Source organism: Acidobacteriota bacterium, assembly GCA_019347945.1.
GTDB lineage: Bacteria > Acidobacteriota > Thermoanaerobaculia > Gp7-AA8 > JAHWKK01 > JAHWKK01.
This window is the reverse complement of the sequence record JAHWKK010000001.1, coordinates 103,948-116,035: the sequence shown is the minus strand read 5'-3', so window position 1 is coordinate 116,035 and position 12,088 is coordinate 103,948. Positions and strand designations below refer to the sequence as shown.

At 61.6% G+C, this 12,088-nt stretch carries 10 protein-coding genes; 4 read left to right on the top strand and 6 right to left on the bottom strand.

What is annotated here, in order from left to right; all coding sequences use genetic code 11:
* Positions 1 to 47: 47 nt before the first annotated feature.
* Positions 48 to 1,085: a hypothetical protein gene (locus KY459_00470; protein ID MBW3563181.1), complete on the bottom strand. Its 1,038-nt coding sequence runs from the start codon at positions 1,083 to 1,085 to the stop codon at positions 48 to 50.
* Positions 1,086 to 1,261: 176 nt separating this feature from the next.
* Here KY459_00470 and KY459_00465 point away from each other — a divergent pair, with 176 nt between their 5' ends.
* The 4 genes from KY459_00465 to KY459_00450 all read left to right on the top strand — a co-directional run bounded on the left by KY459_00465 (position 1,262) and on the right by KY459_00450 (position 5,631).
* On the top strand, positions 1,262 to 1,807 hold the full coding sequence (locus KY459_00465) for a DUF1453 domain-containing protein (protein MBW3563180.1): 546 nt from the start codon (positions 1,262 to 1,264) through the stop codon (positions 1,805 to 1,807).
* 103 nt (positions 1,808 to 1,910) lie between these two features.
* On the top strand, positions 1,911 to 2,885 hold the full coding sequence (locus tag KY459_00460) for a beta-lactamase family protein (GenBank protein ID MBW3563179.1): 975 nt from the start codon (positions 1,911 to 1,913) through the stop codon (positions 2,883 to 2,885).
* Between the two features lie 203 nt (positions 2,886 to 3,088).
* The gene (locus tag KY459_00455) at positions 3,089 to 4,945 is read left to right on the top strand and encodes a potassium transporter Kup (protein ID MBW3563178.1); all 1,857 of its coding nucleotides are present in this window, start codon (positions 3,089 to 3,091) and stop codon (positions 4,943 to 4,945) included.
* 290 nt (positions 4,946 to 5,235) lie between these two features.
* Positions 5,236 to 5,631, top strand: coding sequence for a type II toxin-antitoxin system VapC family toxin (locus tag KY459_00450; GenBank protein ID MBW3563177.1), 396 nt, complete (start codon positions 5,236 to 5,238; stop codon positions 5,629 to 5,631).
* A gap of 22 nt (positions 5,632 to 5,653) precedes the next feature.
* Here KY459_00450 and KY459_00445 read toward each other — a convergent pair whose 3' ends face one another.
* The 5 genes from KY459_00445 to KY459_00425 all read right to left on the bottom strand — a co-directional run bounded on the left by KY459_00445 (position 5,654) and on the right by KY459_00425 (position 11,975).
* Positions 5,654 to 6,448, bottom strand: coding sequence for a DUF4339 domain-containing protein (locus KY459_00445; GenBank protein ID MBW3563176.1), 795 nt, complete (start codon positions 6,446 to 6,448; stop codon positions 5,654 to 5,656).
* A gap of 82 nt (positions 6,449 to 6,530) precedes the next feature.
* Complete coding sequence (locus KY459_00440) at positions 6,531 to 8,315, bottom strand: hypothetical protein (GenBank protein MBW3563175.1); 1,785 nt, start codon at positions 8,313 to 8,315, stop codon at positions 6,531 to 6,533.
* 57 nt (positions 8,316 to 8,372) lie between these two features.
* A complete protein-coding gene (locus KY459_00435) occupies positions 8,373 to 9,653 on the bottom strand; it encodes a DUF4388 domain-containing protein (GenBank protein ID MBW3563174.1) in 1,281 nt (426 codons plus the stop codon).
* Complete coding sequence (locus KY459_00430; GenBank protein MBW3563173.1) at positions 9,653 to 11,494, bottom strand: hypothetical protein; 1,842 nt, start codon at positions 11,492 to 11,494, stop codon at positions 9,653 to 9,655. Before KY459_00430 ends, KY459_00435 begins: the two co-directional genes overlap by 1 nt.
* 4 nt (positions 11,495 to 11,498) lie before the next feature.
* Positions 11,499 to 11,975 (bottom strand): DUF1844 domain-containing protein, encoded by a 477-nt coding sequence (locus KY459_00425; GenBank protein ID MBW3563172.1) that lies wholly within the window; start codon positions 11,973 to 11,975, stop codon positions 11,499 to 11,501.
* Positions 11,976 to 12,088: the final 113 nt, after the last annotated feature.

Sequence of the window (12,088 nt, the reverse complement as noted above, 5' to 3'; positions counted from 1 at the left end):
TCCCATAGAGTGCATGAAGAGCTCATTACAGCGTTGAATCGTCGCTTTCAGCGCACCAAGCGGCGCGAAAAGAGACGAACCAGGAATCCGAACACGCTTCCTGCGGGATGTCCCGCGGCAAGCCGCTGAAATCGAACGAGCTGCTCCCAGATCAGATATCCCATCACCATCAGCGTCACCACGTCGCTGAAAACCATGGCCTTCGACATGAGTCGTACGAGGGTCACCACGATGACGAACACCGCAAACACGAGCAGGAAGAGTGCGCTCGATCTTCCCTTCGCCTGCCAGTCGAATCCGTAACGATCGGCAAGCGCGAGCTGTTCTCTCGGGGAGAGCAAGGCGAGAAAGGGCTCTCTCTGAATGTAAGCATCGCGATCGATGGTCGCTTCGTCGATCTCCATTTTCCATCGCGGCTCGGGCGCTCTGACGGGCCGCTTTCCCCGTAGGGCCGCGACCATCTCCCAGACGATCACGACCGGGAGCGATCCCATCGGCCGGGACATCGCGATTGCCACTCCCGCGCGCACAAGAGACTCGAAGAAAAAGTACACCCCGGGCAGATAGAACAATGGAGGAGAGCTGAACGCGGTTCCGCCGAACGCGATGGAGATGAACGCGATCAGCGCCACGCCTCCGACGAAGAAAGGAATGATTGCCGAAATGAGGGTCGCGCGTGCTCCCGAGACGCCGAGGTCGCTTTCCATCTCGAGCTGGACCTCGGCGGGGAGAAAACCGGTGACGATCGAGCCGAGGGTGAAACCGGCAGCCTTCGTGTTCCGCGTTCTTTCCGCCTTCCGGTCGGCTTCTCGCTGTAGTTCGCTCGCATCGTCGTAGTCGAGAATCGTCCGCATCGTGTGAGCGTCGCTCCACGGCGTCAGCGCGTATCTCACTCCTGCCGGCATCTGCTCGATCGCACGGATCTCGTAATACTGGTCATGCCATCGGATGCAGGTGCCCGGAAAGTCCCGGCGGACTCCGTCTGCAACCCTTCGAGCCACCCACCCCGGTTTGGCGTGGAGGCAAGTCAGATGAAAGACACCATCGTCGCCGATCTCGAGCCGGTCGCGTCCGAAAGCTTTCATTTCCACGGTGCCATCATACGACCTGCCGGGACGAAGCGGGGACGAACGACCCGGAGCTCGGTAGGGCTTCTCCAGGCCCGCCCAACTCGGCGGTTCTGGCCGACGGATCCCGCGGTCGTCGCCTACCCGGAACCCCGCTCTGAACCGCGCCCTGCAGGGGTTACACTCCCATCCGCGTGCCTCTTCTCGCCGCCATCCTCGCCCTGTTCGCGCTGTTTCTGTTACTGCTCCTCAGCATTCCGTTCTCGCTCGTGCAGCGATTCCGGCGCGGGACCAGCCGAAGGCGGGCGCGAAAATGGGTGGCGAGCGTCAACCTCGTCAGCATTGCGATCTCGATCGCGATGTTCCTCACCTCCGCGGCAATCATCGGTATTTCCGCGCCGCGAGCATTTTCCTATTCGCTGATCGGGCTCGCGGTGGGGGGGCTGCTCGGTCTGCTCGGGCTCGCACTCACCCGGTGGGAGGCGACCCCGGAGACCGTCTACTACACTCCGAACCGGGTGCTGATCCTCATGATCTCGATCGTCGTCGTCACTCGGATCACCTACGGTTTTTACCGGGGATGGCACGCGTGGGGTACCACGAGTGATGAGTCATGGCTCGCTGCGGCCGGTGTCTCGACGTCTCTCGCTTTCGGAGCCGTCGTCCTCGGTTATTACTTCACCTACTGGGCGGGCGTTCGCGGACGTCTCATTCGGGATCGCGGCGAGCTCTCGCCGTAGAATCTTTTCCGTGCGACGATCGACGACGCTGTGGACCCTGTTTCTCGTATTTTTCGGTTGCGCGAGTGGAGGTGACGACCTGGCGCATCAAATCGACGACGTCATGAGAGCGTATTCGGGCGAAGTTCCGGGCGCGTCAGTTCTAGTACTCCGAGACGGCGACCCCGTTCTCCGCGAATCCTGGGGCTATGCCAACCTCGAAAAGCGCGATGCTGCGCACTCCGGCACGAACTACCGCCTCGCCTCGGTCACCAAGCAGTTCACGGCGGCCGCGATCCTCATGCTCGCAAGGGACGGGGTACTCGATCTCGCTGACGGCATTCGCGTCTGGCTCCCTTCACTTCCTCCGTCGGTCGAGCCCGTCACGATCCACCATCTTCTGACGCACACGTCCGGACTCGTCGACTACGAGGATCTCATTCCCGCCAACACCACCCGGCAGCTCCGGGACGTCGACGTTCTGAAGCTCCTCGAGAGCGTGGAGAAAACATACTTTCCTCCGGGCTCAGCGTATCGGTACAGCAACTCCGGCTATGCGCTTCTCGCGCTCGTCGTCGAGGAGGTTTCCGGCAAGCCGTTCGCGACGTTCCTTCGTGAGCGCATCTTCCAGCCTCTCGAAATGAACGGCTCCGTGGCATTCGAGCGCGGCATCTCGACGGTTTCGGACCGTGCATACGGTTACAGCCGCGACGGCGAGGTGTGGAAGCTCGACGATCAGAGCCTCACCAGCGCGGTGCTCGGTGATGGCGGAATCTATTCGTCGATTGACGATCTCGCGAAGTGGGACGCTGCTCTCACCACCGGCAGCCTGCTGGGAGCGACGTTCCAGCAGCTCGCCTTCACACCCGCAACGGCGACCGATCGAAGCGGTGTGAGCTATGGATTCGGCTGGCGTCTCGAGAACCGAACGCAATGGCATACCGGCGAGACCCGGGGCTTCCGCACCGCGATTTTTCGAGATCCGGGTCGCAGACTGACGGTCATCGTTCTGACGAATCGCAACGAGGGTGAACCGATCGAGCTCGCGCGTCGAATCGCCGCGGTCTATGACGGCGGCCAGTCTGATGTCTCGGAGTGAAGCCGATACGGTAAAGCATCGTCGTTGAGACCGTTCGGGGGCCGACCGGGCTCACTCGACCGAAAAAACCTCTCTGTTATGATGACTCGCCGATCGGGGGCCACCGGCTCCGGAGACGAGAGCGAATCCGGACAGCATTCGACGGGGATTTCGGACAGGGGAACATTCTGGCTCACGGAGACGAAAAGCCGCGCGGTAAATATCTGCTGCTCCTCTCGATTGGCGCCCTCGGGATCGTATACGGCGACATCGGCACGAGTCCTCTCTACGCGGTGCGCGAGTGTTTCCACGGTCCGCTTGCGATTCCCACGACCGAGGCGAACATCTTCGGCGTTCTGTCGCTGATCCTCTGGGCGCTGGTCATCGTCATTTCGATCAAGTATCTGATCTTCGTTCTCAGGGCGGACAACCGCGGCGAGGGAGGCATCATCGCGCTGATGTCGCTGATCCGCCCCGCGAAGATGGACCAGACCACGCGCACACGGCGAATCATCCTCGTGATGATGGGACTTTTCGGCGCCTCGCTGCTCTACGGCGACGGGATGATCACCCCGGCGATCTCCGTACTTTCCGCGATCGAGGGTCTCGAGGTCGCCACCCCATTCTTCACTCCCTGGGTCATTCCGATCACAGTCGCGATTCTCATCGTGCTTTTTCTCGCTCAGAAACGAGGAACCGCGGGGATCGGCGCGATCTTCGGTCCCGTCACCTTCGTATGGTTCACGACTCTGATCGTCCTCGGTGCCTCCCAGATCGTCCACCATCCCGAGATCATCGCGGCAATCAATCCCTGGTACGGGTTTCAGTTCTTCGTGCTCAACGGATGGAAGGGCTTCCTGATCCTCGGCGCCGTCTTTCTCGTCGCAACCGGTGGCGAGGCGCTCTACGCGGACATCGGACATTTCGGCACTCGCCCGATCCGGCTGACGTGGTTCACGTTCGTCCTTCCGGCGCTCGTGATCAACTACTTCGGGCAGGGAGCTCTTCTCCTGCGCGATCCGGCCGCGGCGGTCAACCCCTTTTACAACATGGCTCCGGAGTGGGCTCTCTACCCTCTCGTGATCATTGCAACCGCCGCCACCGTGATCGCGTCACAGGCCGTGATCTCCGGGTCCTTTTCGCTGACGCGGCAGGCCGTCCAGCTCGGATACATGCCCCGGCTCCGCATCGAGCACACCTCGGAGAGAGAGATAGGCCAGGTATACATCCCGTTCGTCAACTGGGTGCTGATGGTTGCCTGCATCGGTTTGGTATTCGGATTCCGGAGCTCGAGTAACCTGGCGGCTGCATACGGCGTCGCGGTATCGAGCGACATGGTTCTCACGACGATCCTCTTCGCGGTCGTCGCCGCCATGCGCTGGAAGTGGAGACGCGGGCTCGTTATCGGCATGGCAGCCGTTTTCCTGATCGTCGACCTCGCATTCTGGGGTGCGAACATCTACAAGGTGCCACAGGGAGGCTGGTTTCCGCTGGTCGTCGCAGCTCTCTGTTTCGTCGCGATGACGACATGGAAACGCGGCCGTGGAATTCTCGACGACCGTCTCCGTGAGGATTCTCTCCCCTTCGATCTCTTCCTGCAGTCTCTCGCGAAGATGCCTCTGACGCGAGTTCCGGGAACCGCGGTCTTCATGTTCAGGCGCGCCGGTTCCACTCCGCCGAGTCTCCTTCACAACATCAAGCACAACAAGATCCTCCACGAGAGAGTCGTCCTGCTCGCGATTCAGACCGAGGAAGTCCCGTACGTCGAGCCGGAGAATCGGGCGGAAATCGTGGATCACGGCCAGGGGATCTTCGCGATCACCGCCCGTTACGGGTTCATGGAAGATCCCGACATCCCGGAACTGCTCGCGAGCCTCCAGCTCGAAGGGGTGAGCTTCGCCCCGGAGAACACCTCATATTTTCTCGGCAGGGAGACCCTCCTCGCCACGAAGCGGCCGGGCATGGCCATCTGGCGCGAGCGGCTTTTCGCCTGGATGTCGCGCAACGCGCTGCCGGCTGCTTATTTCTTCAGGCTCCCTCCGAATCGCGTCGTCGAGCTCGGGGCGCAGATCGAGCTCTGATCGGCCGAAAGGCCGTGCCTTTTGTTGCGACGTGACATGTGCAGCACATGCAATTATAATTTCTGCATGTCGAAGATGATTCAGATCCGCAATGTTCCTGATCGCCTCCATCGAAAACTGAAGGCCAGAGCAGCCATGGATGGAAGATCACTCTCCGATTTCCTTCTCGAGGAGATTCGAAAGTCTGCAGATCGACCTTCCCAGAGCGATCTGCGGGCGCGCCTTCAGGCAAGAGAAACCGTTCAAACCGACGTCTCTCCTGCGAAGGCAGTTCGAGAAGAACGTGAGCGATGATCGTCATCGATGCTTCGGCGGTTCTCGAAGTTCTTCTGCGAACATCCATGGCAGAGGAGGTGGAATCACTGATCTTCGTTGATGACGAGACGCTTCACGCGCCGCACCTGATCGATCTCGAGGTCACTCAGGTGCTTCGCCGCTACCAGATCAACGGGCGTCTCGACGACGCGAGAGGATTCGAGGCAATCAGCGATTTCCGCGCCTTTTCCATTGAACGGTACCCGCACGACCTGTTCCTGGGACGAATCTGGGCGCTGCGCCGAAGCCTGACGGCATATGACGCCGCCTACGTGGCTCTGGCGGAGACTCTCGACGCGACTCTGGTCACCTGCGATGCGCGACTCGCGGCATCATCCGGTCACGAAGCGGAGATCACGCTCGTCCGATGAAAGCGTTGTTCGGACACTTTCCTTACGCTTTCTCCTCGGTCATCGCCATCACCCCGCCCAGAATCCCGCCGAAGAAGGCGAAGGGAATCGATGGGAGGAAGATGGATAGCGGCAGAATCAGGAGCGCCAGGATCGGAGAAATCTGTCCTTCCGGAAGAAATCTCCCGAGCATCGCAACTGCGAGCGGAAAGAAGACCAGCGCGGCGACCACGACCGGGATGGCGCGACGGAGCCCGAAACCGAGGCCCCAGCAAAGGCCGGCCGCGCCAATCAGCCCGATGATCGCGAAATGCATGGCCGTGAACTGAGCGGTCCCGCGTATCAGCCACGCGACGAGACCTCCCGCAGCAAAGGACGCGGCGGTGATCCCGATCAGCCGCGTATCTTCCTCTCTCACCGCTGAATTGATACCGAGTGCGAGCACCGCACCGAAAGCGGCGAAGCTGACCACGAACTTGGCGAAAACCCCGATGACGAGACAGATCGGCGCGAGAATCGACATGATCGCGCCCGCCACGAGACCGCCCAGGGCGAGGTAGATGATCAGGCGTTTCGCGCTCACCGATGGAGGCGCCACGGCCGCGCTTTCGCGTGCTGCCCCGGCCAGTTCGATGTACCGACGCAGAGCTTCATGATCCGCCGCCATCTTCCACTCCTCGCCGCCGGCCTCCGCGACGAAGGTCGTCGCGCCGACGATCCCGCTCCGGATCAGATCGCGCAGTTGCCGAAAATCAAATTCCTCTACTCCGTGCTGAAGCTCTACCTGATAACGCCGCCCTTCGCGCGAGTCGACCGACATATCTCCTCCGGCATCCATGATGATCGGGACATTATTCGTGTCACAGACGGAGAGGGCAAGTCTTCTTCGGCGCAGCTGCCGGCGCTGGCCACCGTCGATCTCAGGGCTTCTCGAGAGTCAGCCCCGTCCCCCGGGGCGCGATGCCGGGGATCGTGACCGGAAGTCGTCCGCCGATCCGCCGTTCCCCGAAGATTGCCCTGGCTGCCGCCAGCTGCATCACAGGCTGCACTCCGTAAGCCGCGACGTACGTCCCGAGCTCCGGGATCTCGCGCAAGAGGTAGGGATTTCCGAACGAGATCCCAATCATCGGGACATCGCGGCCGGCGAGGGTCGCGATGAGCTTGCGAGCGGGAGCCGGAACCGCCACCGATCCCTGGCCGGAGCGGGTCCGCACGGTGAATGTAAAAAGAACCAGGTCCGCTACGGCCGCGGCAGCGATCACCTCGTCGGTGTCGGCAGTCGAGGACGTCCGGTCGAGGCGGAAACGTCGGACCGGGCTCGAAACGCGCTCGTCGAGCGCCCTCGAAAACGTCGAAAGCACTCCCGGCTCGTCGCGGAAGTCGCCAACCGTGACCTGGACGATTCGCAGTTCCGGCCGCAGAGGAAGGTGCGCCTCGCTCATCCGGACGAGAGTGATCGCTTTCTCGGCGGCCTCCTGCGCAAACTTCCGGTTCTCAGGCCGATCGACCTCCCGGAAGATCTCGGCCGGAGTGAACTCGTGGATCTCCACACGGCGTTTCGCGGCGAGAATCCTGTCGACTGAGCGATCGAGCCGCTCCATCGAAATGCGGCCAGTCGCGACGGCTTCCTTCAGCGCGCGGAGCGAGCGATCCGTATCCGCGGTCTTCAGAACCTGGTCGGCTCCCGCTTCGATCGCGCGGACGGCGGCTTCGCCCGCGTTGAAGTAATCGCTGATCCCGCCCATGTCGAGCGCATCGGTGATCACCAGACCGTCGAACCCGAGGCTCCGCCGGAGAAGTCCGTCGACGACGACGGGGGAAAGGGAGACCGGCAGCGTCGCATTCGGATTCACTTCGGTTTCGTCGTCCGCGTAGGGATTCGGATCGGCACGCCGGCCGCGCGGAAGCTTCTCCGGCTCGACTTCCGGGATCGACAGGTGAGCGAGCATCACCGAGCCGACACCCGAGCGAATGGCGGCGCGGAACGGGAGAAGCTCGACGCGATCGAGCCTGTCGCGATCGACGTCGAAGGTGGGAAGCGAGCGATGCGAATCCGTCCGCGTGTCGCCGTGTCCCGGGAAATGCTTGACGGTCGCGAGCACGCCTTCCGACTGCACTCCTCGAATGAACGCGCTGACGAGCTCGCCGACCTCGACCGGATCCTCTCCGTAACTCCTGACGTTGATCACCGGGTTGTCGGGGTTGCCATTGACGTCGGCGACGGGAGCGAGGATGTGGTTGATCCCGAGGAGCTTCGCTTCCCGCGCGACGATCCGGCCCTGCATCTCGACCAGCGCGGGGTCTCCGGTTGCGGCCATCGCCATCGCCCACGGCCAGAACGTCGTGTGGTCGAACCTCATCCCGAGGCCGGACTCCAGATCGGCGCTGATGAGAAGAGGAATCGAGGCCGCCGCCTGCAGGCGGTCGTTGACCCATGCCGTCTCGTAGACGTCCGCGCCGTACCAGATGATGCCGCCGACGTGTTCGTCGCGAACGAGCCTCAGAAGCCGCTGATACGCAGACGAGCTCTCGTTCATGAACGAGCCCTGCGCCGCAACCACGACGAGCTGACCGATCTTCTCGTCGATCGTCAGAGGTTCGGCATCCTGGGTCGAGGAAGCGCACGCCATCAGTCCACCCCCGAAAATGGCGATGCCGACAGCCAGTTTCCGCGTCAGCCGGCAGTTCGCTCCGATCATACGCACTGCGGCGAAGAATATCCCAGCCGGAGCTTTGGGCTCCGCGGCGAATGGATGGGACTTCTAATCGACGAGCTCGATTCCGCCCGCCTGGACCTGCTCGGTCGGCGCCTCGTCCAGATTGCGTGCAAGAAACAGATCGGTATCGGTATTGTTGTCCCCGTCGGAGCCGCTGATGATGTATTGACTGACGGGAGCCGATTTCGACAGGTAGCTGTAGGTCCGGCCCCACGGATCCTGGAGGAGATTATCCGAAACGTACGCCGGCACGAGATCCTCGAGCTCATCGGGAGGCGTTCCATGAATGGCCGACCAGGCATCGATCCCGTTTCCGAGCCTCGCGATTCGCTCGAGCGAGATCGCCTTCTTGAGCTCGGCGACGACCTCGTGGCCGATCGCGTTCACAGGGTTCTTGTAGAACGTCAGGAGTGATGCGGCTGCCAGCCCCGCGACGACGAGAATCAGGGGCAGAGAAAGCGCCGTCGGGACCTCGGTGGCGGCCGTCTGCCCGACAGTCTCTCTCGCCGGCCCTGTCTTCTCCGTGACTTTGCGGGCCTCTTCGATGAGATCTCTGGTGAGGAGCTCGTACAGGTATTTGTTCGTGTCGAACTCGGAGAGCCGGCTCATCTCGACGATCTCGCCGACGTTCCGAACGCCGTCCACCAGATCGTAAGTTGCCTTCTCTTCCGCGGTGATTCTGATCTGGTCGCCCGCATCGGCCACGTTTGCCGCGGCAGGCCCATCCCCCATGTCGAAATCGAGCTCGTCGGCATCCTCTTCGTCGACGACGACGATCTGCTGGTCGACCGGCTTCTTGCGGAACACCATGTCGTACGAGCGGATGCGCTTTTCGATGATCGGCCATTCGTCGATCATCCTCGCGCCTTCCATCAGAATCGATTCGGCTGTTATCGGCAGGACGTTCTCGCGGTCGTACTCGATGGTCGACTCCTGCGAGAAGTGGTATTCGCCGTCCTGCCAGCGAAAGAGGCGATAGATCGTACCGAGGATCTGCATCTGCAGAGCCTCTCGAAGCTGGTCGCGCGAAATGAAGTTGTTGTTGACGAGAATGAAGCCGAGCCGCTGGAGAGTTTCCTTCTGGATTTCCAGCGCGCGGTTGAGCTGCTCGGCGGTAATGTTGCCCTTCTTGACCAGCACGTGGCCAAGGCGGTTTTCGATACGCTTGTTCTCCGAATCGGCGGCAACGACCTGACCGTCGAGAAACGTCACGGTGACCGCGTCACTGCTTCCAGTCAGCCGCAGCACACCGGTCTTCCGCTGAAGGCCGATCAGCTGAAAGATATCGGCGAGACTGAAATCCTTGAGTGTTCCCTCGAGCGCCATCAGCCTGCCTGCACTTTCGCGCGAAGCGCCGGGATGAATGCGACGAGCCAGACGATGGCCGCGAGAGCAATGAAAGCGTAGCGCATGACCTGCTGCATCGTTTCTGCGGGTGTCGCGATCGGGGCGAGCCTTCCAGTCAGAAAAGCGATTGCCACCGCGAGCGCAAAGAGGAACATCGGAAGCAGCCCTCGGAACGGCCGCCCTCCCACCACGGAAGCCGATCCGGGTATGAAAGCCGACATCAGGCTTTTCGTCCGTACCGTGCCGCGATGGTACTTCATGATCTCGTCCATCTTGCGGCGCTTTGCGTCCGCGATGACTCCGTCACGCTTGATGTAAATGTGAATGCACTGGGTACAATACGTCGCGCTTTCGCGGGAGGACTTGCACCTTGAACAGAAGGTCCGTCCGCACTTGACGCACTGACCCGCCAGACCTTTCCGGTTCCGCATCACCCCGAGGAGCAATCCGATGGCGAGGACTGCCGCCGATCCGAGCGCCACCGGGTGCAGCAGTGCAGCCGTGACATCGAGTCTCGCATAGCTCCCGAACAGAGGATTGTCGGATGCGCGCGCGTGAGCGACCAGCTCATCAACCTCTTCCCACGGAATCCTGTAGAGAAAGACCTTCCGCTTGGGATTCCTCAGCCGGTCTGCAACTTCCCGGTTCGCGGCCCTCGCCAGTGCAATCTGCTCGGACTGCCTTTCGAACTGGAACGTCTCACCAGCCACGATGGAGTTGTTGAGAAACGCAATGGCCATTCCTGGATCGAGCTCGGCCGCACGCTCGTATCGAAACGTCGCCGCCGGAAAGTCCTGATGAAGAAAATGGATGTTCCCGATATTGAGATGGGCCCCTGCATGGGTATCGTCGAGCTCGACAGCTCTCTGAAAATGAATCATTGCCTGGTTCTCGGCGCCGGCAATCAGCGCGAGGTCGCCCGCGAGCACCTGAATCCGCGCCTCGTCCGGCAGCGACTGCGTGAGCTCGGAAGCGGCTTTCATGATCTCCGGATCCCAGATGTCTTCGTAGGTCGCTTCGACCGCCCGGACGACGGGATTTCGCGATTCGACGATTTTGTAAGCCGACCAGGCCATCAACAGCGGGGTGAGCCCGATGCCGATCAGGACGATGACGATTGCGATCCTCTCCATCCTTCCGGCGTAGGACATCGAGATCAGGAACCACCACGGGATCAGCCAGAGGGGATTCAGCCAGAGAAATACTGGAAGAAACAGAAGGGCGAATGCCAGGATCGTCGCAGTACCGGCGCTGACTCTGCCCGAGAGGCTCTCGCGCCAGTCGTGCATGATCGAGCGACCGTATCGCGTGACCATGGAGACGCCAAAGCCTGCGCCGATCAGCAGGATCGCGACCGCGAGCGAGACCAGGAAATCGCTGCGCGCGATCGTCGACGCCGTGCGGGAGCCGAAAACCGACGAGATTCCTCTCGAGAGGGGCGAAATTGCTCCGCCAAGGCCGGACCTGATCCGCAGAAGATCCGCATGTGCGAAAGCGACATCCGGGCTCTCCGGATCGAGCCGATAGGCGGCGTCGATCGCCCAGTCCGCGATGTCGCTGCTCCCGGCCATCTCCGACTCGATTGCCAGACCGGCGGCCGCCTTTGCGTAGGCGGGCATCCGCAAGATGGTGAGCTGCGAAGCCATCGCCATCGCCTCGCCGAGGCTCTGCTCGGCCTGCTCGAGATCCCCCGTCGCAGCAAACTGTGTCGCCATCTGCCACGATTCGCCGATTGCGGGTCCGGTCACCTGCCCCAGGACACTCGTCGCAAAGGCCATGATTCCCACTGCGAGGGTGATGAATCTGAAGTCGTTCCGCATCATCTCAGATCGATTTGTTCTTCCTGACGAATGCGAGCTTCAGATCCCCGAGGTGAGTGCGGAGGTACTTCTCCTCGGCCGGTTCGAGATTCCCCTTCGTCTTCTTTTCGAGCATCTCGAGAATGTCGATCATCTGGCGTGCGGCGCGGTAATCCGGCTCACTCTGCTGGTAGGGTCCGCCGACCATCCCCATCGCTGCGTATGCGTTCACGACGAAGTTGTCGAGGAGCGCCATGAACAGAGTCGGTTCCTCCGCCGCCTCCCGTGGGGCTTCTCCCGCCCCTCGCCCCGGGGCTTCCGGTCCAGGAGTCGGGCGCTCCGAAGACGCCTCCGGAGGAGTGGGCTTTTTTACGGTTGCTTCGGGAGTTTCCCTCTCTCTGGCTTCGATCTCCTCTTCGATCTCCTCGCGCACATCTCCGTCGGGAGTGAATAACCTCCTGTCAGTGACTCTGATCGAGCTCTTTCTGGAACTCTCGGACAACACGACCTCCCGGTGAGGCAACCGCGACCCTGATGCACCTTCGTCGCGGATCATCTCTCAGATCCGATGGCGAATCTTATCATTGGGCCGAGGAAGGTCGAAAAGGTTCCGTC